At 36.6% G+C, this 25,524-nt stretch carries 26 protein-coding genes; 14 read left to right on the top strand and 12 right to left on the bottom strand.

Annotated elements, in window-relative coordinates:
* Positions 1–2: 2 nt before the first annotated feature.
* From H344_RS0107110 to glgB, 4 genes are all read right to left on the bottom strand, one after another.
* Positions 3–1,331, bottom strand: a complete 1,329-nt coding sequence (locus H344_RS0107110) for an MFS transporter (RefSeq protein ID WP_026809684.1) — start codon at positions 1,329–1,331, stop codon at positions 3–5.
* Between the two features lie 73 nt (positions 1,332–1,404).
* On the bottom strand, positions 1,405–2,211 hold the full coding sequence (locus H344_RS0107105) for a M48 family metallopeptidase (RefSeq protein WP_026809683.1): 807 nt from the start codon (positions 2,209–2,211) through the stop codon (positions 1,405–1,407).
* A 37-nt stretch (positions 2,212–2,248) separates the two neighbouring features.
* The gene (locus H344_RS0107100) at positions 2,249–4,648 is read right to left on the bottom strand and encodes a glycoside hydrolase family 31 protein (protein ID WP_026809682.1); all 2,400 of its coding nucleotides are present in this window, start codon (positions 4,646–4,648) and stop codon (positions 2,249–2,251) included.
* An 80-nt stretch (positions 4,649–4,728) separates the two neighbouring features.
* On the bottom strand, positions 4,729–6,627 hold the full coding sequence (gene glgB, locus H344_RS0107095) for a 1,4-alpha-glucan branching protein GlgB (RefSeq protein ID WP_026809681.1): 1,899 nt from the start codon (positions 6,625–6,627) through the stop codon (positions 4,729–4,731).
* Positions 6,628–6,803: 176 nt separating this feature from the next.
* Between glgB and H344_RS0107090 the strand changes: the two genes are divergently transcribed.
* The 4 genes from H344_RS0107090 (at position 6,804) to H344_RS0107075 (ending at position 9,977) form a co-directional block, all read left to right on the top strand.
* Entirely contained in the window at positions 6,804–7,358 is a 555-nt protein-coding gene (locus tag H344_RS0107090; RefSeq protein WP_034256299.1) for a collagen-like protein, read from the top strand.
* A 148-nt stretch (positions 7,359–7,506) separates the two neighbouring features.
* Positions 7,507–8,004, top strand: coding sequence for a peptide-methionine (R)-S-oxide reductase MsrB (msrB, locus tag H344_RS0107085; RefSeq protein ID WP_026809679.1), 498 nt, complete (start codon positions 7,507–7,509; stop codon positions 8,002–8,004).
* A gap of 173 nt (positions 8,005–8,177) precedes the next feature.
* Complete coding sequence (gene lpdA / locus H344_RS0107080) at positions 8,178–9,569, top strand: dihydrolipoyl dehydrogenase (protein ID WP_026809678.1); 1,392 nt, start codon at positions 8,178–8,180, stop codon at positions 9,567–9,569.
* A 117-nt stretch (positions 9,570–9,686) separates the two neighbouring features.
* Positions 9,687–9,977 carry a DUF3817 domain-containing protein gene (locus tag H344_RS0107075; RefSeq protein WP_026809677.1) on the top strand — a complete coding sequence of 97 codons (291 nt, stop codon included), beginning with the start codon at positions 9,687–9,689 and terminating at the stop codon, positions 9,975–9,977.
* Positions 9,978–10,133: 156 nt separating this feature from the next.
* Here the strand turns inward: H344_RS0107075 and H344_RS22280 are convergent, their stop codons facing one another.
* From H344_RS22280 to H344_RS0107060, 3 genes are all read right to left on the bottom strand, one after another.
* A complete protein-coding gene (locus H344_RS22280) occupies positions 10,134–10,262 on the bottom strand; it encodes a hypothetical protein (RefSeq protein ID WP_262482275.1) in 129 nt (42 codons plus the stop codon).
* Positions 10,263–10,584: 322 nt separating this feature from the next.
* Positions 10,585–11,007: a type II 3-dehydroquinate dehydratase gene (gene aroQ, locus H344_RS0107065; protein ID WP_026809676.1), complete on the bottom strand. Its 423-nt coding sequence runs from the start codon at positions 11,005–11,007 to the stop codon at positions 10,585–10,587.
* Positions 11,008–11,090: 83 nt separating this feature from the next.
* Complete coding sequence (locus tag H344_RS0107060; protein ID WP_026809675.1) at positions 11,091–11,573, bottom strand: outer membrane beta-barrel protein; 483 nt, start codon at positions 11,571–11,573, stop codon at positions 11,091–11,093.
* A 152-nt stretch (positions 11,574–11,725) separates the two neighbouring features.
* On the opposite strand from H344_RS0107060, the gene xerD reads away from it, so the two are divergent.
* Complete coding sequence (gene xerD, locus H344_RS0107055; RefSeq protein WP_026809674.1) at positions 11,726–12,622, top strand: site-specific tyrosine recombinase XerD; 897 nt, start codon at positions 11,726–11,728, stop codon at positions 12,620–12,622.
* 40 nt (positions 12,623–12,662) lie between these two features.
* Here xerD and H344_RS0107050 read toward each other — a convergent pair whose 3' ends face one another.
* Positions 12,663–13,955, bottom strand: coding sequence for an NAD(P)/FAD-dependent oxidoreductase (locus H344_RS0107050; RefSeq protein WP_026809673.1), 1,293 nt, complete (start codon positions 13,953–13,955; stop codon positions 12,663–12,665).
* Between the two features lie 246 nt (positions 13,956–14,201).
* On the opposite strand from H344_RS0107050, the gene H344_RS0107045 reads away from it, so the two are divergent.
* Positions 14,202–14,696, top strand: coding sequence for an RNA polymerase sigma factor (locus tag H344_RS0107045; RefSeq protein ID WP_026809672.1), 495 nt, complete (start codon positions 14,202–14,204; stop codon positions 14,694–14,696).
* 5 nt (positions 14,697–14,701) lie between these two features.
* Positions 14,702–15,346 (top strand): hypothetical protein, encoded by a 645-nt coding sequence (locus H344_RS0107040; RefSeq protein ID WP_026809671.1) that lies wholly within the window; start codon positions 14,702–14,704, stop codon positions 15,344–15,346.
* Here H344_RS0107040 and H344_RS0107035 read toward each other — a convergent pair.
* Positions 15,343–16,146: a lysophospholipid acyltransferase family protein gene (locus H344_RS0107035; RefSeq protein ID WP_026809670.1), complete on the bottom strand. Its 804-nt coding sequence runs from the start codon at positions 16,144–16,146 to the stop codon at positions 15,343–15,345. The two genes, H344_RS0107040 and H344_RS0107035, sit on opposite strands and share 4 nt — an antisense overlap.
* A gap of 38 nt (positions 16,147–16,184) precedes the next feature.
* Positions 16,185–16,826: an NUDIX hydrolase gene (locus H344_RS0107030; protein ID WP_026809669.1), complete on the bottom strand. Its 642-nt coding sequence runs from the start codon at positions 16,824–16,826 to the stop codon at positions 16,185–16,187.
* Positions 16,827–16,911: 85 nt separating this feature from the next.
* On the opposite strand from H344_RS0107030, the gene H344_RS0107025 reads away from it, so the two are divergent.
* Positions 16,912–17,640: a peptidylprolyl isomerase gene (locus tag H344_RS0107025; RefSeq protein ID WP_026809668.1), complete on the top strand. Its 729-nt coding sequence runs from the start codon at positions 16,912–16,914 to the stop codon at positions 17,638–17,640.
* 45 nt (positions 17,641–17,685) lie between these two features.
* On the opposite strand, the gene H344_RS0107020 is transcribed toward H344_RS0107025, so the two are convergent.
* Positions 17,686–18,306, bottom strand: a complete 621-nt coding sequence (locus H344_RS0107020; protein WP_026809667.1) for a trimeric intracellular cation channel family protein — start codon at positions 18,304–18,306, stop codon at positions 17,686–17,688.
* A 2-nt stretch (positions 18,307–18,308) separates the two neighbouring features.
* The gene (locus H344_RS0107015) at positions 18,309–19,034 is read right to left on the bottom strand and encodes an RDD family protein (RefSeq protein WP_026809666.1); all 726 of its coding nucleotides are present in this window, start codon (positions 19,032–19,034) and stop codon (positions 18,309–18,311) included.
* A 38-nt stretch (positions 19,035–19,072) separates the two neighbouring features.
* Between H344_RS0107015 and H344_RS0107010 the strand changes: the two genes are divergently transcribed.
* The 6 genes from H344_RS0107010 to H344_RS0106985 are packed head-to-tail and all read left to right on the top strand — an operon-like array spanning position 19,073 to position 25,279.
* Entirely contained in the window at positions 19,073–20,056 is a 984-nt protein-coding gene (locus tag H344_RS0107010; protein ID WP_026809665.1) for a stage II sporulation protein M, read from the top strand.
* Positions 20,022–20,969 (top strand): hypothetical protein, encoded by a 948-nt coding sequence (locus H344_RS0107005; protein WP_026809664.1) that lies wholly within the window; start codon positions 20,022–20,024, stop codon positions 20,967–20,969. Before H344_RS0107010 ends, H344_RS0107005 begins: the two co-directional genes overlap by 35 nt.
* Positions 20,966–21,694, top strand: a complete 729-nt coding sequence (locus H344_RS19815) for a DUF4129 domain-containing protein (RefSeq protein ID WP_051254168.1) — start codon at positions 20,966–20,968, stop codon at positions 21,692–21,694. The genes H344_RS0107005 and H344_RS19815 overlap by 4 nt, the downstream gene beginning before the upstream one ends.
* Positions 21,687–22,898, top strand: a complete 1,212-nt coding sequence (locus H344_RS0106995) for a DUF4350 domain-containing protein (protein WP_026809663.1) — start codon at positions 21,687–21,689, stop codon at positions 22,896–22,898. The genes H344_RS19815 and H344_RS0106995 overlap by 8 nt, the downstream gene beginning before the upstream one ends.
* A gap of 2 nt (positions 22,899–22,900) precedes the next feature.
* Positions 22,901–23,905, top strand: a complete 1,005-nt coding sequence (locus tag H344_RS0106990) for an AAA family ATPase (RefSeq protein WP_026809662.1) — start codon at positions 22,901–22,903, stop codon at positions 23,903–23,905.
* Between the two features lie 39 nt (positions 23,906–23,944).
* Positions 23,945–25,279 carry a DUF58 domain-containing protein gene (locus H344_RS0106985; RefSeq protein ID WP_026809661.1) on the top strand — a complete coding sequence of 445 codons (1,335 nt, stop codon included), beginning with the start codon at positions 23,945–23,947 and terminating at the stop codon, positions 25,277–25,279.
* Positions 25,280–25,524 lie beyond the last annotated feature (245 nt).

Raw genomic sequence — 25,524 nt, 5'->3', positions numbered from 1 at the left:
GACTACCCTTTATCTACCTTATTTACCCTATTCAATAAAAAGGAACCAACTAGGAAGAACACTCCTAAAAATATAATAGCATTTCGCATACTTCCTGTGGCCTGGGCTATATATCCGTAGATAAAAGTACCTATTACAATCCCTATTTTCTCGGCTACATCATAAAAACTGAAAAAAGAGGTGGTGTCCGTGGTTTCTGGTAGAAATTTAGAATAGGTAGAACGAGAAAGCGCCTGTATCCCTCCCATCACTAATCCCACGCATCCTGCTGCGAAATAAAAGTCGGTAGGGGTCACCACAAAATAAGCATAAATACAAATTGCCAACCACAGTAAATTTATAATGATAAGCGTTCTAACATTCCCTAATCTAGCAGACATTTTGGCCGTAACCATAGCACCAACAATTGCTACTAATTGTATTACGAGAATACTAATAATAAGTCCCATCGTTCGCTCATTATCACCACCCCATTTTATTTCCTCTTCTCCAAAGTAGGTAGCGATTAATATTACCGTCTGTACAGCCATACTATACACAAAGAAGGCCGCTAAATATCTCTTCAGTTTAATCTGTTCCCCTAATTTATGCCATACCCCTCTAAGCTCTCTAAAACCGTTGAGAACTATATTCTGTCGTTCTCCCTCTTTTTTAAATCCCTGAGGAAGGAAATAAAAGGTGTATTGTGCAAATCCTACCCACCAAATTCCAACTGTAAGAAAAGAATACCTCATCGCTTTCACTTCCGCAACACCCGAGACGTCAGATTCTATTCCGAAAAAATCTGGTTTCATAACCATCGCTAGGTTAAATAGCAACAACAAAACACTACCAACATAACCAAGAGAAAACCCTTTGGCGCTGACCTTATCCTGTTGCTCGGGAAAGGCTACATCTGGCAAATAGGAGTTATTAATAGCCAAACTAATCCAAAACCCAACCAATCCGAAGAAGTAACAGGTTAAACTAAAGTATATTTGTTCTAGAGAAAACCAATAAAGACCTATACAAGAGAGCGCCCCCAAATAGCAGAAAAACTTCATAAAAAGCTTTTTATTACCTAAATAATCTGCAACACCAGATATAAGGGGTGTCAGCACTGCTATAAATAAAAATGCTATGGAAGTTACGTAACTAATTAGCGGGGCACGTGCTATCTCACCGCCAAAGACAGTCACTTTTTCTACTTCTGCCATTCTAAACAAAGCCCCATAAAAAATGGGAAATATGGCCGAAGTAATCACTAGGCTGTAAACCGAATTTGCCCAATCATAAAATGCCCAAGCATTCAACAATTTCTTACTGCCTTTTGTTGCATGTTGCTTTACCATACGCAATATAAAAAAGCCGTTCCTAAGAACGGCTCCCAATAATTATTTTAAAAATAGTATACACTAGAATTCTTTATTGAAAACTAGTTACTCCAAACTTAGCAGCCTCTTTTTTAGCTAAAGGAGCCCATTCTGTCAGATTCTGAATTCTAGTTTCGTTTGAAGGGTGGGTACTTAAAAACTCTGGCGGAGCAGCTCCTCCATGTGCTTTCATTCGTTTCCACAGTTCTGCGGCTTCATCTGGGTTATAACCAGCAATCGCCATAATCTGCAAACCAATACGATCAGCTTCAGTCTCGTGACTTCTACTAAAAGGAAGCATAACTCCTACTTGCGAGCCAACCGCATAAGCCTGATTAAATAAATTGAGTTTTTCAGGATCCTGAATGGCTATATTTCCTGCTACTGCACCTAATTGTTGTAAGGTACCCGCACTCATACGCTGAGCACCATGGTCAGCCAGAGCGTGAGCCACTTCGTGACCCATTACTACAGCAATCCCAGTTTCTGTCTGACAAATAGGTAGGATTCCTGTATAGAATACAATTTTTCCTCCTGGCATACACCAGGCGTTTACAGTTTTATCATCTACAAGATTATATTCCCATTTATAATCTTTAAGATATCCTGGGTATCCATTTGCTGTTAACCAACGTTCTGCTGCTGCAGCAATTCGCTGTCCTGTTTTTACAATCATTTTAGATTCTGTGGTCCCTTTAACCACCTTATGTTCTCCTAAAAATTGATCATATTGCGCAAAAGCAGTTGGAAAAATCTGACTATTTCCATAAAAGTTTAAAACTTTCTGTCCTGTAAATGGATTGGTCTTACAGGCCAACACCCCAAAAAAAACGGCTATTATAAGAATTACTTTTTTCATTTTTATATGGTATTTATTGCCGAAAATTACAAAAATATTACGCTCCTAGAATGTGCAATACAGTAAAATCTTTGCTGATATGAATATTATTGTTCTCGTTTGTCTTAAGGTCCTTTATATCTATTAATTCACTATCTACCCAAACTTCCATAATTTTAAAGGGAAGCCCGTGAAAATTTATTTTAAAGGTTTCATAAGGAGTAATATAAGTTCCATCTTTAAATTGCTGAATGATTAACTCGTCCGTTTTACCTCTAAAGTTAAAGTTCCGAAGGCTATATCTTCCTTTTTTATAATCATAACCATCCTGTGCATCTTCATAAACTGTGGAAGTTTCCACCCCATTTTTATAGTACACTTCTAAAACCAGCTCTTTAATCTCTAGCTCTCCCACATATTGTTGAACAGGATATTTTGGAATAATAGCGCCTTCTTTTACAAAAACCGGTATTCTGTCTATATCGGCAACGACCCATTTCTCCATTCCTCCTTGCACCACCTCATCCGACCAATAATCATACCACGTTCCCCTAGGAATATACATTCTACGTCCCTGAGCGTTAGGCTCCTGAACGGGACAAACAAGAATTTGTTCTCCAAAAACAAACTCATCCGTTCTAAAATGAGTCTGGGGATCTGCTTGGTCAAAATAAACCAAAGGTTTTATCATTGGAACACCTTCCTTAGAATATTTGTAAAACATGGTGTACAAATAGGGAAGCAATTGATAGCGAAGCTCAATAAATTCTCGGACAATATTAGTGACCTCATCGTCAAAGGACCACGGTTCCTGATCACCATGATCTCCACTAGAATGAACCCTGCAAAATGGATGAAACACTCCCAATTGTATCCACCTTGCAAATAACTCTCCGCTAGGGTGCTCTGCAAAGCCTCCAATATCTGACCCTACAAAGGAATAACCACTCATACACATCCTTTGCACCTGAACGTTAGCTATCCATAGGTGCTCCCATGTAGCCACATTATCCCCTGTCCAAGTAGAGGAGTATCTTTGTGTACCGGCATAGGCAGCCCTAGTAATTACAAAGGGTCTCTTTGGATAAATATATTTTTTAATTCCCTCATAGGTAGCTCTTACCATTTGCATCCCGTAAATATTATGGGCTTTACGATGCGAACAGGGATGACCATCATAATTATGTCTAGTATCTAAAGGAGCAGTTTTGGTAGGCACTTCCATTACGGCGGGCTCGTTCATATCATTCCAAACGGCATGAACTCCCATTTCGGTAATCATCTCCTTATATAGTTCCCCCCACCATTCCCTAACCTCTGGGTTAGTAAAATCGGGAAAATTACACTCCCCTGGCCATACTTTTCCTTTCATATAAGCACCGTCAGCACGCTTACAGAAGTAATCGTTTTCTATAGCTTCCTGATAGACCCAAAAATCCTTATCGATTTTAATTCCGGGATCAATCATAACCACGGTCTTAAATCCGTCTTTTTCCAAATCGGATATCATTTTTTTGGGATTGGGAAAATGTTTTTTATCCCAGGTAAAACATCTAAATCCGTCCATATAATCTATGTCCAAATAAAGACCATCACAAGGAATTTTTAAGTCTCTAAATTTCGCTGCCAAATCGCGAACATTGCTTTCAGGAAAGTAGCTCCATTTAGACTGATGGTACCCCATAGCCCACATAGGAGGTAATTCTGGAGTGCCCGTAAAATTTGTATATCCTCTAACTACCTGAGCAAATGTAGGGCCATAGAAGAAATAATAATTCATCTCCCCTCCGTCTGCAAAAAAGCTAGTGACATTCCTTCGTTCATGAGCAAAATCGAAATGCGTCTTAAAGGTGTTATCAAAGAAAATACCGTACGCCTGTTCGTGGTGGAGTCCTATAAAAAAAGGAATAGCTTTGTAAAGCGGGTCTTGATCCTTACCATAGGCATATTGATCCGTTACCCAATTACTTACCTGTTTCCCCTTTAAATTACTGTGTGTAGCCTTATCTCCAAGCCCGTAAAAGCTTTCCGTGGCTTGAGTAATTTTACTCATCTTCACCTTATTGCCACCGTACTCGTAATTTTCCTCCCAATGAAAACCAAGTTCATCTTCACAGATAATAAAACCAGTGAGGTCCGAGATTTGTGTCCTTAAGGTCGCTTTGTCTACTAATAATTTAAGCTTTGAGGTGAACACCAAATACTCTGTATCCGTTTCCTCTACCTCTAAATGATTATAACCAAGACTAGCATTTGTGTTTACGGCATAGGAGAAATCGGGCTCAAAAATCCTATCGGTTGCATACCTGAATCTAAATACACTATCTCGCAAAACCGTCACCTCAAGTATAACCCCGTTCTTGGTAGTGAAGTATAATTTATCTCCAACCCTGTTAAAATCAACAATTAAATCAGGGTATAAATTCCCTTTGTATTCTAGTTCAGTATTAGTGATCATGCACCTTTGATTATGAATGAATTAAAAAACACATTCCTTTCTATTTATTAATTAACTACGCAAAGCACAATAGTCACCCTTTATTGTGAAAAAATTACCACTCCAAGTGGTGGTATGGTAATTTCTATAGAGTTTTTATATCCATGCCACGGTGTCTTTGTTGTTTTAAGGGTTCCATTTTCTAGTCCAGAACCACCATATTTTAAAGCGTCACTGTTAAATATTTCTTTCAAGGATCCTGTTACAGGCATCCCTACCCTATATTTCTTTTTGGGGTTAGGTGTAAAGTTACACGCTATATAAATATCTTTCTCTATATCATGCCCTTTTCTAATATAGGTCAGAACCGAATTTTCATGATCCCCATAATCTATCCATTGGAAACCTTCAGCACTAAATTGCTTCTCATGAAGCGCAGGGTAATCCTTATACAAGGAATTTAAATCCCTTACCAAACTTTGCACCCCTTTGTGAAAATCGTATTCCAGCAAATGCCAATCCAAACTTTTCTGGAAATTCCATTCGGAAGACTGACCAAATTCTCCTCCCATAAAAATTAGATTAGCTCCTGGATGGGTGTACATATAACCAAATAGCAATCTTAGATTTGCAAATCGCTGCCATTCGTCCCCTGGCATTCTATACAATAAGGATTGTTTGCCATACACCACCTCATCGTGAGAGAATGGGAGCATAAAATTCTCCGTAAAGGCATAAGTAGCACTAAAAGTAAGATCGTTTTGATGGAATCTCCTATAAAGAGGGTCTTTTTTAAAATACTCTAAAGTATCGTGCATCCATCCCATCATCCATTTCATCCCAAATCCTAATCCGCCCATGTTCACAGGCTTTGAGACCATAGAGAATGAGGTGGACTCTTCAGCAATCATTTGAATGCCTTCAAAGTTAGAATACACGGTTTCATTTAGTTCCCGAATAAAGGAAATAGCTTCCAAATTTTCATTATTCCCATATATATTAGGCTCCCACTCCCCTTCTTCCCTAGAATAATCTAGGTAGAGCATTGAAGCTACAGCATCTACCCTAAGTCCATCTATATGGTAATGGTCTAACCAGTACATGGCATTACTAATTAAAAAGGCCCGTACTTCGTTACGCCCATAATTAAAGATTAAACTCTTCCAATCTGGATGATATCCTCTTCTTCTATCTGGATGTTCATAAAGATGAGACCCATCAAAAAATCCTAATCCATGGGCATCTTCAGGAAAATGAGATGGTACCCAATCTAAGATTACCCCTATATTATTTTGGTGCAAGGTATCTACCAAGAATTTAAAATCCTCTGCCTTCCCAAACCTTGAAGTTGGTGCAAAATAGCCGGTTAGCTGGTATCCCCAAGAAGGATCATAAGGATATTCCATTATGGGCATAAATTCTACATGAGTAAAATTCATGTCCTTCACATATTCTACTAAATCAACAGCCAGTTCTCTATAAGACATAAATTGGTTATCGGCTTTCCTCTTCCAAGATCCCAAATGCACTTCATAAACCGCATAGGGTTTATCCAGGGCATTCTTTTCCTTTCTACTGTCCATCCACTCCTCATCTTTCCACTTATGAGAGGCATCCCAAACTATGGAGGCAGTTTTAGGAGGGTGCTCACAGCTTTTAGCAAATGGATCTGCCTTTTCAGTAACTACACCGTGGTTATTAGAATGGATGCGATATTTATATAGAGTACCCGTAGTTAGCTCGGGAATAAAACCTTCCCAAATTCCACTTCCATCCCAACGTACATATAGCTGATGCTTAGAGTCGTCCCAACTATTAAAATCTCCTATAACGGACACTGTTCTTGCTGTGGGTGCCCAAACGGAAAAATAAGTTCCTTTAACACCATCTACTTCTATAACGTGTGATCCTAATTTCTCGTAAAGCTTAAAATGCTTACCCGATTTAAACAAGTCTATATCAAAATCGGAAAATAAACTATGGGGTACTACCTTGGTCATGATTGAATTATTTAGTTCAAATATAAGTAACTTAAGCAAGCGCTATCCACATTGCTGTCTACTTATTCTTATAAAATACTTACTTTGCAAGTATAAATATAAAAAATGGAACGCTTTTTGAATAATTTACAATAAACAACAAACGCATATTTCAATTAACCCTTAACAATATAATTATGAAAAAACTCAGCATTCTTCTCGGAACATTTGTAGCATTATTTTTTATAGCCTGCGAAGGCCCTGCAGGACCTCCTGGATTTGATGGCCTTGATGGATTGGATGGTAAAGATGGGATAGACGGTTCTGTTTTTGAAGCACTTGTCTTTGAAATTGACGTGGACCTGTCGTTAAATACAGAAGCTAACACCTACGAATTCGGAGAAGCTTTCTCTGCACATAACATTGAACTCTTCCAAAATGACGCTATTTTGGTATATAGATTAGAAGAAGTAGATAGCGGACTTGATGTTTGGAGACAACTTCCACAACCTTTCTTTACGGATCTAGGTCTTCTTTATTACAATTTTGATTTCACGCAAAACGACTATAAGATTTATGTTGAACCAGATTTTGATGCTGCTTCTGTAGCCAACGACCTTGTAACAAATCAGATTTTTAGGGTACTTATTATTCCTGCCGATGTTAATTTATCATCCAAAATGGATAAATCTAATATTAACGCGGTAATGAAAACCCTTGGACTCACAGAAAAGGATGTACAGCATTTTTAAATAAAATAATACCCCTCATTAACTAATAGGCCTTTGATTTTTAACAAAAACAAGGGCCTGTTTTATTAAATAAAAGTACGCTACTCAACATACCTCCATTGAAAGGAAGTACCAATTAATTCGTCTAAATCATCATAACTAGAAAACCATGAAAAAATTACTGTTTATAATTTGCTTAGTATTTATAGGATGTAAAGGATCCTCTCAAGAAAAAGAAGTGTCCCCAAAAGAGACCTCCCCAAAAAAAGAGCAATTTAAAATCACCAAATCGGAAGCCGAATGGCGAGAGCAGCTTACAGATATGCAGTTCTATGTACTACGAAAAGCGGGTACGGAGGTTGCAGGATCTAGCGAGTTACTACACAACAAGCAAAAAGGGGTATATACCTGTGCAGCCTGTGGCACGGCGCTATTTAAAAGTGAACATAAATATGATTCTGGCAGCGGATGGCCAAGCTTTGATAGAGAAATTAAGGGGAATGTGGCTTTTGATGTGGACCATAAAATAGGGTATGCCCGCACTGAAGAGCACTGTGCTAACTGTGGAGGTCACCTAGGTCATGTTTTTAATGATGGTCCTAGTGAGACCACAGGAAAACGGCATTGCGTAAACGGAGCAGCCCTTAAATTTGTACCAGCCCAATAGCAGATTTTTACATCGTATTTTTAAAATAATCATAACCCCTAGATTATCTTTTCTTAGTGCCCCAAATAGAGCTTCATCAAATTTAGCATTAATTTGAAATGGCATCCGTGGGAATTCGGTAGGGTTTTGTAACTTTGCCACTTTAAAATTTAGTTATCACAAAAAACAAATAGATGAGCAATTTCGATATTATTGTGTTAGGTAGTGGCCCAGGAGGTTATGTAACCGCCATTAGAGCCTCCCAATTAGGATTTAAGACTGCCATTGTAGAAAAAGAAAACCTAGGCGGTGTATGTTTAAATTGGGGATGTATCCCTACCAAAGCGCTATTAAAATCGGCTCAGGTATTTGAATACCTACAGCATGCAAGCGACTACGGTTTATCTGCCGAAGGAGTGGATAAAGATTTTGGAGCCGTTGTTAAAAGAAGTCGTAATGTAGCCGATGGGATGAGCAAGGGTGTTCAATTCTTAATGAAAAAGAACAAAATTGAGGTCATTAACGGTTATGGTACTCTAAAACCAGGCAAAAAAGTTAGTGTTAAGTCTGCAGATGGTAAAGAGACCGAATATTCCGCTAAAAATATAATTATTGCTACTGGAGCAAGAAGTAGAGAACTTCCTAGCTTACCACAAGATGGTAAGAAAATAATTGGCTACCGCGAAGCGATGACTTTGGATAAGCAACCTAAAAAAATGGTTGTAGTAGGTAGTGGAGCAATAGGAATAGAATTTGCCTATTTCTACAATGCTATGGGAACTGAGGTAACCGTAGTAGAATACCTTCCTAATGTAGTTCCTGTAGAAGATGAGGACGTGTCTAAGCAGTTAGAGCGTAGCCTTAAAAAAGCAGGCATTAAAATTATGACCTCTTCTGAAGTTACCAAGGTAGATACTTCTGGTGAAGGAGTAAAAGCTACAGTTAAAACAGCAAAAGGAGAACAAGTTTTAGAAGCCGACTTAGTACTTTCTGCAGTTGGAATTAAATCTAACATAGAAAACATAGGCTTGGAAGAGGTAGGAATCGCCACAGATAGAGATAAAATCTTAGTGAACGACTATTACCAAACCAATATTCCAGGATACTACGCTATTGGAGATGTTGTTCCTGGCCAAGCATTAGCGCACGTTGCTTCTGCTGAAGGAATTCTATGTGTAGAAAAAATAGCAGATATGCATGTAGAGCCTTTGGACTATGGTAATATTCCTGGGTGTACTTACTGTTCCCCTGAAATTGCCTCTGTAGGACTTACAGAAAAGCAAGCGATTGAAAAAGGATATGATATTAAAGTGGGTAAATTCCCTTTCTCTGCAAGTGGTAAAGCTGCTGCTTCTGGTGCTAAAGATGGATTTGTAAAGGTAATCTTCGATGCAAAATACGGAGAGTGGCTAGGATGTCATATGATTGGCGCTGGTGTTACCGACATGATTGCTGAAGCAGTAGTTGCTAGAAAGCTAGAGACTACAGGTCATGAGGTTCTTAAGGCCGTACACCCTCACCCAACTATGAGCGAAGCTGTAATGGAAGCGGTTGCCGACGCATACGGGGAAGTAATACACTTATAAGAATTATGGCCTAGGAAAATCTTTTTCTTAGTTACAAAATAGCCCTGTTAGGTATTAAAACTTAACGGGGCTAACTATAAAACACAACAAGTTCAGTTCGTTTAAAATTTTTCACCCATGTTAAAAACTTTTAGTATTACAGCAATTCTTGAAGGAGTTTCTTATTTAATGCTTTTTGGCCTTGGAATGCCGTTAAAATATCTGGCAGACATGCCAGAACCTAATATTTATATAGGGTATGCACATGGGTTTCTATTTATTGCCTATGTTGCTCTAGCTGCCCTTTTAACTTTAGAGCGTAAATGGGGATTTAAAATGTTCGCTATCCTATTCATAGCCTCCTTACTTCCGTTTGGGACATTTTATATAGACAAAAAATACCTAAAGCCCATGTTGGCTGCGGGCTAGCATTTAGTTTTTATTACAAAATTTTATTGAGGTATCAATATTAGAATAGGAACCTTATTTTTTATAAGCTCTAGAACACAAACTTTTCTAAACAAAGTTTGCCTGTCTTATTAGCAATTTTAGCTAGAGTCACAGATATAACTCAATAACTATTAATTACACAGAACGCTCCGGCTTAGCAGGTAATCTATAATAAGTTGGGCGTTCCCCTATCGGGTCGCTCTTTCCACTATATCTTTTTTTCTCCTCTCCCATAGGGCTTCCTTTTTCAGAATTACACTCCATTACATTAGGCTTTAAAAAAAATAGCAGCTTCAGCTCCTACTCCCACGCCAAAAAAAGGATGTCGTTGCAAAAGCTAACGCGGAATTCAGTGAACAGTAATTAGTGAGCAGTATTGTGCACATCCCTAATATAGGTTGACCATTTAAACATGGAAACTATGTCCCTTAGTTTCAATTAGGCAAATGTATTTCCCAATAAACTAATTAATGCATTTTAAAATTGCACCATTGGCACATTGCTACATTGTTCCATTGCTACATTGTTCCATTGCTACATTAGCACATTGGTACATTGCTACATTATAAACTACAAATCGGCAACCTTACTTATGCTTAAAGCTTTCTATAGCCAAGTCATAGCTTTTTAAACCAAATCCAAGGATAACACCCTTAGCTACCGGCGAAATGTAGGATTGGTGCCTAAATTTTTCACGTGCAAAAGTATTGCTTATATGTACTTCTATAACAGGGGTAGTAATTCCTTTAATAGCATCTCCAATAGCTATTGAGGTATGAGTGTAAGCTCCTGCATTAAGAACTATCCCTTTATAGCCTTCAAAACCACAATCGTGCAACTTAGTAATAATTTCTCCTTCCGAATTGGATTGAAAATACTCTAGCTGAACATCCTGAAATTTAAATTGCAAATCAGCAAAATAATCCTCAAAAGTTGTTTTGCCATAAACCTCTGGCTCCCGTTTTCCTAAAAGGTTAAGATTAGGACCGTTAATAATGATAATTTTCATGTGTTAAAAGTAGTCAAATGTATTCCATAAAAAAAGAGGACTAAAAAAAATCTTTAGTCCTCTCTATTTATGTTAATATTAAATTATAGCGTGAATAAAACGCCTAGGTTAACTGTGTTCCAAGAACTTTCATCCATACTAATCCCGGTATAGGATAAATTTATTTCCATATCCCATCCTACTTTATAGCCAACAATTGGACGATAGTAGAATCCTCCATCATTTCCTTCGTTTATACCAATAGCATATCCAATATCGGCACCAAGAGAAAAGTCTTCCCCAGCTGCAAAGCGTCCAGAAGCAGCAATAGGTAGAAACTGAACGTCATCAATTTTTACTCCCGCAATCTTTTTGGTTACGGCATTGGTAAAACCAGCTGCAACCCCTGCAGAAAAGCTATCAGCAACCTCCCAATGATGGGCAACATCTAGGCCAATACTAAAATCAGACCAATCTGATGCATCACCTACTGGCAATCCAATATTTGCTCCTGCCTTAAACCCTTCTTGTGCGTGTACACTAAATCCAAACAATGCCAAAACGGCAACTACTAAAATTCTTTTCATAATTAGAAATTTAAACTAAGTTAAAAGTACGAAAATAGGAGAAACCTATTCAATCCCCAAATATAGAAAGTGATCTAAAAATTTTCAATTACATCCAAAACAAATACAACTATTAGTTCTAAGAGATTAAAAATCCGTTTTATCTTTAACCTATGAATTGGAAACATGCAATACAAGACTACCAACACTATTTAAAGTTAGAACGAGGACTGTCTCAAAACTCTATTAACAGTTATGTATTAGACATGGAAAAACTCGTTCAATTTTTAGAATCCAAGAATATTGCGGACACCCCCATAAACATATCAAAAGTAACTGTACAACGATTTATTTATGAATTGGCGCAACAAGTAAACCCTAGGTCACAGGCGCGGACCATTTCTGGGCTAAAAAGCTTCTTTAACTATTTAATCTTTGAGGACTATAGGCAAGACAATCCCATGGAGCTTATAGAGTCTCCAAAAATAGGTAGAAAACTCCCCGACACTCTCTCTGTAGATGAGATTAATCAACTAATTGAAGCCATTGACCTTTCTAAACCAGAAGGAGAGCGAAATAGAGCAATATTAGAAACGCTATATGGCTGCGGTCTTCGGGTATCGGAACTATTAGAGCTTAGACTATCTGATCTTTATTTTGAAGAAGATTTTATAAAGGTTACTGGAAAGGGAGATAAACAACGTTTTGTTCCTATAAGCGATATCAATAAGAAATATATCAATATTTACAGAAATGAAATAAGGGTTCATATGCCCATCCAAAAAGGCAATGAAGATATTCTATTCTTAAATAGAAGAGGTAGAAAATTAACGAGGGCTATGATTTTCACCATTGTAAAACAGTTGGCAGAAATAATTGGATTAAAAAAAATTATTAGTCCGCATACTTTTAGACATTCCTTTGCCACTCATTTATTAAATAATGGCGCAGATTTAAGGGCCATACAGCAAATGTTAGGCCACGAGAGTATTACTACTACGGAAGTATACACCCATATAGATAGAGTGCATTTAGGAGAAGTAATGCAGGCGTTCCACCCTAGAAAATAAGTATAAAAGAGGGGACCTCACCTAAGAAGGAATAGGAGTCTTAATCTTTAAAAGCATCGTAGTTTCTATTGAAGGGTCTTATAATTAATCGGGCTTCCCTATCAAAACGAATATAATTATACACCCAATTTATAAAAACTACTGCCCTATTCCTAAAACCGATAAGAAAAAACAGGTGTACGTACATCCAAACAAACCAAGCAAAAACACCCTGAAATCTTATTTTCTTTAAATCTACCACAGCCTTATTACGCCCTATAGTGGCCATACTACCTTTATCCTTATACTCAAAGGCTTGTAAAGGTTTATTTTCCAATAAGCGCACTAGATTTTCCCCAAGTTGTTTTCCTTGTTGAATTGCGGGCTGTGCCATCATAGGGTGACCAAAAGGAGTATCTTCTTGCTGCATACAAGCCACATCTCCTACTGCAAAAATATTAGAATATCCTTTTACCTGATTGTATTGATTCACAATAATTCTATTACCACTGCCAAGCAAATCCTTATCATCCAATCCTTTTATTCCTACTCCCTTTACCCCTGCCGTCCAAATTAAGGTAGCAGTTTCAAAGGTATCCTCAGTATTGGTGGTTACCGTTTTACCATTATAATTGGTGACCCGCATATTTTTCCAGATCTGCACCCCAAGCTTTTCTAAAAATTCCTCGGCTTTTTCAGATGCCTTATCGCTCATTTCCTTTAGGATGCGATCCCCAGATTGTATAAGGTTTATTTGCACTCTCCTTGTATCTAAGTCTGGATAATCTTTAGGGAGAATTCCCTTTTTTATTTCTGCCAAGGCCCCAGCCAGCTCTACTCCCGTTGGCCCAGCGCCAACGATTACAAAATTCATTAAGGCGTCCCTTTCGTGATATTGATCCGTGAGTAATGCCTGTTCAAAATTCTCCAAAATCAAACTACGTAAATTGAGGGATTGTGGAATGGTCTTCATGGCCATACTATTCACCTCAATCTCTTTATTTCCGTAATAATTAGTTTCGGAACCAGTGGCTACTACCAAATAATCAAACTCTAGATCTCCAATATTGGTTTTTACAATATTTTCAGAAGCCAGAATTTCCTCTACATTAGCTAGTCTAAATATAAAATTAGGAAAGTCCTTCAAAATCTTCCGAATTGGATAGGCAATAGAATCGGGTTCTAGCCCTCCAGTAGATACCTGATATAATAAGGGTTGAAAATTGTGGTAGTTATGCTTATCTAAAAGCACAACCTGCACCTCTTTCCTACTAAGCTTTTTTGCCAGTGCAATGCCAGCAAAACCACCACCTATAATTATTATCCTCGGGTAATTAGATTTCGGAATATTCATATTATCAAATATGCGAAAAATTAAACATTCCTGAAATAGCTAAGAATAAGAAGTTTGCTAATAACTATATTTGAATAAAATAGAAGTACTAACATTATATAGTAATAAGTTAAATTCGGCCTTTTCACAAGCCCCTAATTTTTCTCCTTTTTAGAAGATAGGAATATTATTAATTTTCGTAGCCCATAGTTGTAACAAAAACTATTTTAGCACTACTAATAGCAGACTACCATTCAAAAATAGGAAGTGACCAAAGACCTGGAGCATCAATTTGTAACAGAACTAGAACGCAATCAGAATATTGTGCACAAAGTGTGCACTTTATACACTAATGATCGTGACTCTCATAATGATCTGTTTCAAGAAATAACCATCCAATTATGGAAGGCCTATCCAAAGTTTAGGGGAGAATCCAAATTTAGCACATGGATGTATAGGGTAGCCTTAAATACCGCTATAACCTTATATAGAAAGTCAAAAAGAAGCGTACCTACCATAGATTATGAGTCGGTAACCTTTAAAATTAGTGCAGACGAATACGACCCTACAGAAGAGCAGCAATTAAAATTAATGTACCATGCATTAAAAGAACTGGGCGACATAGATAAGGCGTTAGTATTCCTTTATTTAGAAGACAAGAATTACACAGAAATTGCAGAGACTTTGGGTATATCTGAAGTTAATGCACGAGTTAAAATGAATAGGATTAAAAATAAGTTGCGAACAATTTTAAATCCCTAATTGCAATGGATGAACTAGAATTATTAAAAAGGGATTGGAAAAAGAAAGAGCATCAGATGCCCAAATTGGGTTATGATGAAATTTATAAGATGATTTGGAAAAAGTCCTCCTCTATTGTAAAATGGATCTTCCTAATCAGCATAATAGAATTCTTGCTCCCTCACTTGCTCTACCTCTTACCTGCTATGTCTAAAACCATAGCTATTTGGAAAGGTCTAGGATTGGGTAATTTTTTATTGGTGTCTAACATTGTACAATATTCCGTTGTGCTTTTCTTTATTTTTCAATTTTATAAAAGATATAAGGAAATTTCCTCATTGGACAATGCAAGACAGCTCTTATCTAATATTCTAAAAACTAGAAGAACGGTTAAATATTACGTCATTTTTTGCCTCTCCTTAATCTTTATTTCATATATAGTTATGGCAGCAGGCATATATCTAAGTGACAATCCTTTAGATGCTATGGGATACAATTACAATCTAGATAACGCTGACCCTACAAAGGTAAAAACCACCATGATAGCCACCGTACTTTTATTAGGGACTATAGTGACTGCTGTTATGGGGTGTATCTATTTTCTGCTATACGGAATTCTATTAAAAAAATTGAATAAGAACTATAAGGAACTCAAAAGCATGGAATTTTAAACCCTAAATTTCCTTTGTTTATTTTCTTCTTCCAAGGCCATTAAATCTTTCTTAGAAATCACCTTCATGAAAGAAGGGTGCTGTTCAATAGCGTATTCTAGTTTCTCTATTATAGAATCGAAAGACTCATTCTCATAATCAATATCTAGGGGTTCTTTTATAACCATAGACTGAAGAATTCCCTTCTTTTTTACACGAAGCCCTTTCTTATCAAAAGATCTTCTAAAGCCATCTATCACTACAGGAACTACAATTGGTTTGTATTTTTTTATAATATGAGAAGTACCTTTTCTCAATGGCTTCCAAGGAGTTGTTGTTCCTTGGGGAAAGGTAATTACCCAACCATCATCTAATGCTTTTCCAATATTAGAGATATCGCTCATTTTAACTTGGCGTTTCACCTCTTTCCCTTCGGATCTCCAGGTACGCTCTACACTTACAGAACCAGCGTAGGCCATAATCTTGGTCAGTAAGTTCTTTTTCATAGTTTCCGCAGCGGCCACATAGTACATATTGAGCTTAGGCTGCCAGATGTATCCTAAATTCTTAATAGAATCTTCCCTCCCGCTTAAGCTAGCATTAAACACGTGGAACATAGCTACTACATCTGCAAAATAGGTCTGGTGATTACTTACAAAAAGTACATTCCTATCTGGGAGGTTTCTAATAATCTCGGAACCTTCAATTTCTAAGGTATTAAACCCCCGATATCTTTTGTGGGTTATAACCGCCAAAATGCGGATAAGCCATTTTTTTAAAAATAGAATATGTCCAAACGGATTTTTCTTAAACAAGCCCATATTTATTAATTAACAGTCAAAACTACAAAATTAGTACTTTATAGCACTTGTTTAAACAACTCCTTAATTTCATTAAGCATCATGGCAGTGGCACCCCAAACGGTGTAACCATTTAATTTAAAGGCAGGTACCTCCACATTATCAGCATAGGATGTGCTTAATTTTTGATGAATAATTTTTCTATCATCCATAAAATCATACAAAGGAACCTCCACCAAAGCCGCTACTTCCTCTTTCTGCAATATAAATGGGCGCTCTTTTTTGTAAAGCCCTAAATAGGGAGTCACCTGAAAATTACTAGGAGGTATAAATATATCCGTCAAATGACGTATTACCTTAATCTTATCTAGTTCTGCACCTACCTCCTCATTTGTTTCTCTTAATGCGGTGGCGAGCAAATTTTCATCTTCTTTTTCTACCTTCCCTCCTGGGAGAGCAATCTGATTACTATGAACCCCCTTATATGTGTTCCTTAAAATTAATAAAAGATTAGTATTATAACTCCTATCCGGATAAAATAGTGCCATTACCGCAGCCTTTCTAGTATCCTCATTATATAACCCATTATCCTCTAGCTCTTTACGCCTAAACGCAGGAATCATTTTATAATGAGATGCACTACCGGGTAGTTCAAGATTTTCTATTTTTGATATGCTCTTGGCAAAATCGTTGAAATTCACAATTTCAAATTTTTGTATTTTTCGCGTAATTAAACTAAAATGAGGAAATACCTCATATTAAGCTAGTAAAAATAATCTAAAGTATATGACATTTAAAACGTTTTCACTTTTCACTATAATTATTACACTTTTTTTCTCTAGTTGTAGAGAACAACCTGCAGATAAAAATAAAGAAAACCACAATAACAATGTAGAATTAGACACCTCGGCAACCCAAAATGCAAAAGTTAAGGAGGAAACAAAAGAAGATAAAGAAGAAGAATTTGTTCTTACTGAAGACAACGCCATAGAGTTTTTTTATGAATACAATAAAACTCTTACAGAAAATACCGTTAAACTTACCACTAGGTTCGGGGATATAGAAATAGAATTATACGATAACGTACCCTATCACAAGGCCAACTTTATCTACCTAACCAAAAAAGGATATTTTGATAATACTTACTTTCATAGGGTGGTAAAGAATTTTATTATTCAAGGAGGTAATGCAGATAATCTAGAGACTGCAAAAAAGAGAAGTGAAATTGGTCGCTACCTTTTACCCCCAGATACCCGTAAGGGGCATAAACACCATAGAGGTACTATATCTATGCCTAGTAGTGAAATAGACAACCCACATATGTTGGCATCACCCTACGAATTTTTTATTGTAGTAACCAAGCCCGGCTCTTATCACCTAGATGGTGGTTACACTCCATTCGGAAGAGTGATAAAAGGAATGGATGTAGTGGATGAAATAAACAGTCAACCAGTAGACGATGGAGATTGGCCTTCACAGAACATCAAGATCGAAAAAGCAGAAATAATTAAGTAACAAAAAGCTCCAATTAACTTATAGGGCTATCTTTTTCCTCAGGTTCTATTCTGTAGTATTAAAGCTACGATAAATATTGGGTAGTGATATTTTAAATTTAACTGCCCATAAACGAATACCGATTACAAGGAGAATAGTAGCAATATCTGCATACAATTCATTAATTGGAAGCTCTCTTATTAAGAAAAAGCTTAGTCCCCCAAAAATACAGGCCGTGGCATAAATTTCTTTTCTAAAGATTACTGGGATTTCATTACAAAGTATATCCCGTATTACTCCACCAAAACAAGCGGTAATGGTCCCTAGTGCAATACACATTACAGGAGACAAACCTACACTAAGGCCTTTTGCAATTCCTAAAAGCGTATAAAATCCTATACCAATACTATCGAATAAAAATAGGGAGGTACGTACATATTTTTTCTTGCTACGCAATAGAATTGCAAGGATAGTAATTGCTGTTATAGTATATAGGTACGTATGATCTTTTAACCACAACACCGGAGTATCACCAATTAAAAAATCTCTTAAAGTACCACCTCCTACAGCAGTTACAAAAGCAATGATAAACACCCCAAAAAGATCTAGTTTTTTATCCATAGCCACCATTACTCCAGAAACTGCAAAAGCAACAGTGCCTATCATATCAAAAATAAAATGCATCATAACTAGCTTTTTTGGGTATAAAAATTATAATCCTTTAGAACGGTATTCAGGTATTGAGTGTCATAAAGGTCAGAATTGGTGTTTAGAAGCCCCTCTACCTTATCCCGCAAGACCTTCATAGTTTTATAATCACCACTTTTCATAGCAATATGATACGTTTCCTTGATGAGTCTGATATCCTTATCGGTAAGCAAAGTTACATTTAAAAAGGTAGGAACATAGGTTTCTTCCACTTCCTCTAGGATGGTGTGTGAAACCTTTACTTTGTTTTTAGTACTTATAACAACAGTACCAGCAGCTGCATCACCTAATCGTTGTTTTTTGTCCGTGAATAAAATCGTCAATATCCCTACCGAACCAAAAAACAGCCATATATCCACAAAACGAAGCATCCAACGCACTATTAAATTAGACCAATGTACAGGAGTTCCATCTACTCGTACTACCCTAATTTTCATTACCATCTTCCCTACTGTACGTCCGTTAAACAGACTGTGCATTAGCAAGCTATAAAACATAGCTGGCAAGAAAATTAAGCTCGTCAATCCCATTTGCGTCCAACTATCATCAAACACAAAGCCAATAGCAGAACCGATGTATTGTACCAATATGGCATAGAGGTATAATAGAAATGCATCTATTAAAAATGCAATAATCCGCTCCCCAATACCCACAATTTTATAATCAATATTAACATTTTGCGTTGTATTGATTTGAAGGTTGGACATATTAGTACTATTTTTATTTTTTTAACAACAATTCCACTATGCGTGAAGCTGCTTTTGTGAGGCAAAATAAGGAAAAATGGATAGCATTTGAAAAGGCAATCAATTTAAATTCCCAAATAAGCCCAGACCAACTTGCCAATGGTTACATTCAGCTTACCAATGACCTCGCTTATGCGCAGACTTATTACCCTGAAAGTAAGACTTTGCTATATTTAAATTCCCTTGCTTCTCAAGCACACCAAAAGATTTATAAAAACAAAAAAGAACATCGGAATAGGGTTGTTGATTTTTGGAAAACAGAATTTCCTTTGTTTTTCCGGCAATATCACCCCACCCTAGCCATCGCTTTTTTGCTATTTGCTGTAGCAACGGCAATAGGAAGTATCTCTACTATTTACGATGATACTTTTGTACGATTAATCCTTGGGGATGCCTATGTAAACGAAACTCTTAATAATATTGCCAAAGGAGACCCTACAGCTATTTACAAAGGAGGTAGTGAAATTGGAACGTTTTTAGGGATTACCATAAACAATATAAGAGTAGCGTTTTTAGCTTTTACCTTTGGAGTTATTACAAGTATTGGCACCATGTATATTCTATTTAGCAATGGGGTTATGCTAGGTTCTTTTATTACTTTCTTCTATACCCAAGAAGTATTTTTTCAGGCTAATAAACAAATATGGCTACACGGAACAATAGAAATATCAGTAATTGTAATTGCGGGCTGTGCAGGGCTCATTATGGGGAATAGCATTCTTTTTCCTAAAACATTTTCTAGAAGGGTTTCTTTTATGAAAGGGGCCAAAGACGGACTAAAAGTAGTGGTGAGTACCATCCCATTTTTTATCATAGCTGGGTTCATTGAAGGTTTTATAACCCGTTATTCCAATATGTCCCCTTGGCTAGCGTTTACTATTATCGGAGCGTCATTGCTCCTTATTATTTACTATTATATTATATACCCAATCTTATTAAACCAAAAGTATGAACGACAAGAAAAACAACTTCATCGAGCTTAAAATAAATCGGGAATTTGGCGATATTATTTCGTTGTATTTTGATTTCTTTAAAACTAATATTAAAAAGTTCACCAATATATTCTTAAGCTATAATGGCATTTTCCTCATAGGCTTACTAATTGTAAGCTACCTGATGGTATCCGGTGTATTTGCGCTTGTTGCCAACAACGAAAATCTATTCGGGAGTAATTTTGCTGCCAACGAACAGAATTCTATTTCTTATTTTGTTACCGGCGGAATCTTGTTCTTTTTAATTTTCATAGTAGTAGCTATTCTCAATTACAGCCTCAGCACCGCCTATATGATTAAATACGAAGAAAAAGAAGGTCAAAACTTCGATAAATCGGAAGTATGGGGGATGGTTAAGAATAATATGGGAAATATTATCGTATTTATCCTCATTATAATATTAGTCTTTTTTGGGTTTATGATGCTCGCTGCCATTCTAACTTTCATCCCATTAGTAGGAATGATTGCCCAATATATAATCCAATATTTCTTTATGGCATGGGTGGGTGTATCATTTTTTGCCATGCTCAAAGAAAAAGCTGGCGTAATAGAAGCCCTTGGTGAAGGTTGGAATTTAGTCTCTAACAATTTCTGGAGAGCTGTAGGAGTAAATTTTATACTTGGGTTCTTAATCGGAATGTTATTTTTAATTGTTCTTATGATTCCTGGAATTCTTATAGGGATCTATACCTTTCACGTAGTGCAGAATAATGTAGAACTTGCAGGCTCCATTGTCCCTACTATAGTATATACGCTAGGTACCTGCGTACTGCTAATACTAATGGTATATTCGCAATGCTTATCACAGTTTGTAAACGGAATCTTATATTATTCCTTGCACGAAAAAACACACAACCTACATACTAGAAGTAAAATAGACCAAATAGGAAGCTCTGACCTTTGATAAAAACACGATATACTCTTTTCGCCTTATTTAGTTATTCCTTAGGATTTTCTCAGAGGAATAGGGATACCCTTGCCTTAGCCGAGGATCACAACACCCCTATTGTTCCACGGAATTTCAAAAGAGATTTAAACGAACGGTATAGTGGGAATAACTTTAATTATGATGTTGGCGATGGAGAATCTCAAAACCTGCTAGCGCGGTTTTTCACATGGCTATCAGATTGGCTACAAAGGGTATTTGGAATAGATCTTCCCTCAGGAACCGCACACGTGCTAGAAATTATTATATATATCCTACTGGGATTATTAGCAATTTATCTTTTGGTTCGGTTTTTAACAGGGGAACAAGCATCTGCTATTTTCAGTAAGAAAGCAACCTCCTTTGGCAATCTAGACCTATCCGAAGAACACATAGAGAATATTGATTTAGACACCTTATTGGCAACTGCACTATCCCAAAACAACTATAGATCCGCCATACGCTACCAGTATTTAAAAGCCTTAAAAACGTTATCTAAAAAGGAAATTATTGTTTGGCAGTACGAAAAAACCAATCAGGATTACCAGAATGAAATAAGCCTACCCGACATTAAATCGGTATTTAAGGAGATTTCCTATTTATATGATTATGTATGGTACGGGGAACAAGAGATTGATGAGCAAAGGTATGTAGCCGCTCAAGTTAAATTTGACCTAATTAATAAACTTGACAGCAATGGATAAGCGATCTAAAATCATCGTCGGGATATTTATTGCCGTGCTGTTGGGTATTATTGTAACGGAAATAGTACGACCGAAACCGGTTAATTGGAGCCCTTCCTACACCAAGAGCGATAAGATACCCTTTGGTTGTTATGTTCTCTTTGAAGAATTGCCACAATTATTTCCAGATCAAAAGCTTATTACGGTAAATGAAAGTTTGTACAATACCTTATCTACTATAGACAGCACCAATACTACCAATTACCTCTTAATAAACAACTCCCTAGAATTGGATAAGCAAGAAACTAACCAACTCCTTAGCTACGTGCAATCTGGAAATGATGCTTTTATTGCTGCCACTAGTTTTGGGGCTTATCTTTCGGATACCTTAAACATAAAGGTCGAGTCCTTATATACTATCCAAGAAGATACTATGCAAATTAAGCTGACGAATCCTATTTTCCCAAAAGTAGATTACTCTTTAACTCGTGGACTTTATAATACCCATTTCACTTCTGTAGATACTCTTAACACTACGGTTTTAGGACATATTTCTTTCCTAGAAAAAAAAGGAATAATGGAAGTGTCCACCAGAAATAAGGTAAAGCGCCCCAATTTTATCCGTGTGAAATTTGGGGAAGGTAATTTTTACCTCAATACTACCCCACAGGCCTTTACCAATTATTATATGCTTGGTGGCAATGAAGATTATGTTGGCAATTCGCTTTCTTATTTAAAGAACGCAACGGTTTATTGGGATAATTATAAGAAAGCAGGGAGGGTAATTATAGATTCCCCTATGCGATTTGTCCTAAATCAACCTGCATTAAAATGGGCCTACTATTTAGGCATAAGCGGAATTTTAATCTTTGTGCTCTTTAAAGCCAAAAGGGAACAACGTATTATTCCAATAATAAAGCCCTTAGAAAATTCCTCCATCGATTTTGCAAGAACTGTAGGGGGAATCTATTTTGAAAATAAAGATTACAGTGACCTAATTGCAAAGAAAATCAATTACTTTCTAGAATATTTAAGGAGTCATTTTTATATAAACACACAACAATTAAATGATAAGGCGGTGAGCGACCTATCGGGCAGATCAGGAAAATCTATTTCCGAAACCAAGGCGATGCTCGATCTACTAATTCACTTAAAAAATAAAAATCAGCACACCGAGCAAGATCTTATCAGCTTGAATAAAAAAATAGATCAATTTAAAAAATAAGCATGGAAGAAATAACAAAAGAAGAAGGCAGCAATCCTTTGGAGTTTACAAATAGAATAGACCTAGGAGAATTACAGAACTCCGTGAGCCAAATTAAGTCCGAACTAGGAAAAATAATTGTTGGTCAGCAAGATATGATTCAGCTTTTAATAATTTCTATCCTAGCAAACGGACATTCTTTAATTGAAGGGGTACCAGGAGTGGCAAAAACGGTTACCGCAAAACTCTTGGCAAAAACAATGAACGTAAATTTTAGTAGAATTCAGTTTACACCAGACTTAATGCCTAGTGATATTTTAGGAACCTCTATTTTTAACGTAAAAACCTCAGAATTTGAGTTTAAAAGAGGTCCCATTTTCTCCAATATTATTTTGATCGATGAAATAAATAGGGCTCCAGCGAAAACCCAGGCTGCTTTATTTGAGGCCATGGCAGAACGGCAAATCACCATAGACTCAAAAGAATATCAAATGCAAGCCCCATTTTTAGTCTTTGCCACCCAGAACCCCATAGAACAAGAGGGTACTTATAGATTGCCCGAAGCGCAATTAGACCGATTCCTTTTCAAAATAAAGGTCAACTATCCTTCCTTGGAAGAAGAGATTAAAATCCTTGAAAACAAGCACCAGCAAAAAAATAAGGTGGCAGAAGATCAAATAACACCCATCCTTACTGCCGAACAGATTGCCGCTTATCAGGATATCATAAAGGAAATAATAATTGAACAAAATCTGATGAAGTATATAGCCGGCATTGTGAATAATACGCGGGTAAATGCCAATTTATATCTTGGAGCATCCCCTAGGGCTTCTATTGCTATTATGGATGCCTCCAAGGCTATGGCGGCTATAAACGGACGCGATTTTGTTACACCAGATGATATAAAAAAGGTAGCCCCCGCAATCTTAGGGCATCGTATAATATTAACACCCGAGAGGGAAATGGAGGGACTTACTCCTGATAAGGTGATAGAACAAATCATTGAAACCATGGAAATACCAAGGTAAAAGAGTAAAAGAAATTTATTTCCAAAACAGCAGTCTATTTTGAAAAGCATAATTAAAAACACCTATTTAGAGAAACGATTTTTTATCGTCCTTACAGGAATTGTAATAGGATTTCTATTGTCCTTTATCTTTCCTGATCTGATGGGAGTGGTTAAACTGTTGTTTTTTGTTTTTGTTTTGGCATCTATGGTCGATTTCCTCCTCCTGTTTGCATCAAAAGGAGTGCTTTTGGGACAGCGTATAATCCCAGAAAAATTATCGAACGGAGATGAGAATGAAATTGAAATCTCGCTCTCTAATTCTTATTTATTTCCTGTAGGGATTAAAATTATAGATGAGCTTCCCCTTCAATTTCAAAAACGGGATTTTAGAATTCTATCCTCACTAGGAAAGGGAAAGAAAAAACGATATACTTATCAGCTACGCCCCACAGAAAGAGGGGTATATGCTTTTGGGAATTTAAATGTTTTTGCTAGCTCTCCTCTAGGACTAGTGGCTAAAAAATATACATTTAGCAACCAACAGGAAGTGCCGGTGTACCCTTCTTTCCTTCAATTACGCAAATATAATCTTATGGCCTTTACGAATCGGCTGTTTGAATATGGTCTAAAAAAGATAAGGAGAATTGGCCATACCATGGAGTTTGAGCAGATTAAGGACTATGTACAAGGCGACGACATCCGAAATATTAATTGGAAAGCAACGGCTAAAAGGGGACAACTGATGGTAAATCAGTTTCAAGACGAAAGATCTCAACCCATATATTCTATAATAGATAAGGGACGTGTAATGAAAATGCCTTTTGAAGGGCTTAGCCTATTAGATTATGCGGTGAATTCCAGTTTGGTAATTTCCAATATTGCCATAAAAAAACAAGATAAAGCAGGCATGTTTGCCTTTAGCAACAAGATAGAAAATAGGGTGGTTGCAGATAGACGAAGCTCGCAAATGAACCTTATTTTAGAAACTCTTTATAATATAAAGACCAATTTTGTTGAAAGTGATTACAGCCTATTATACGCAGATATAAAAAGAAATATTAACCACAGAAACTTACTATTACTATATACCAATTTTGAGACCTTGGATGCTTTAGAAAGACAACTCCCCTATTTAAAGGCCATCGCAAAACAACACTTATTAGTGGTTATTTTCTTTGAGAATACAGAACTCAATCACTTTGTAGCTGAAAAAGCTCAAACCACCCAACAAATATTTGAAAAAACCATAGCCGAGAAGTTTGTATATGAAAAAAAGCTCATTGTAAACGAGCTTCGCAAACATGGAATACAGACCATCCTTACCAAACCAGAAAACTTAACAATAAATACTATCAATAAGTACTTAGAAATTAAAGCAAGGGGACTGCTATAATTAATCAAAACACTCAATAATAGCCCCTATTCACAGTGCATATCTGCAGTATTTTACAGAGTTATTTTTGTTGATAAAATCAAAATCAACTATCTTTAAGAGTATGTAATACCAATTTTATTTTGGTTTCCACATCAAAATCTATCCCTCCTAAACAAAAAAAAGCTTTCCCCATAAGTTATTTTAGAAATTAAAATTAGTCCATTGTTATACTATTATATGGGCGTCAATTATAGAAATTCAAT

Origin of the sequence: Arenibacter latericius DSM 15913, from assembly GCF_000424985.1 — a bacterium.
Lineage (GTDB): Bacteria > Bacteroidota > Bacteroidia > Flavobacteriales > Flavobacteriaceae > Arenibacter > Arenibacter latericius.
Note: the sequence above shows the minus strand (reverse complement) of the source record. Positions and strands in the feature narration are given on the sequence as shown.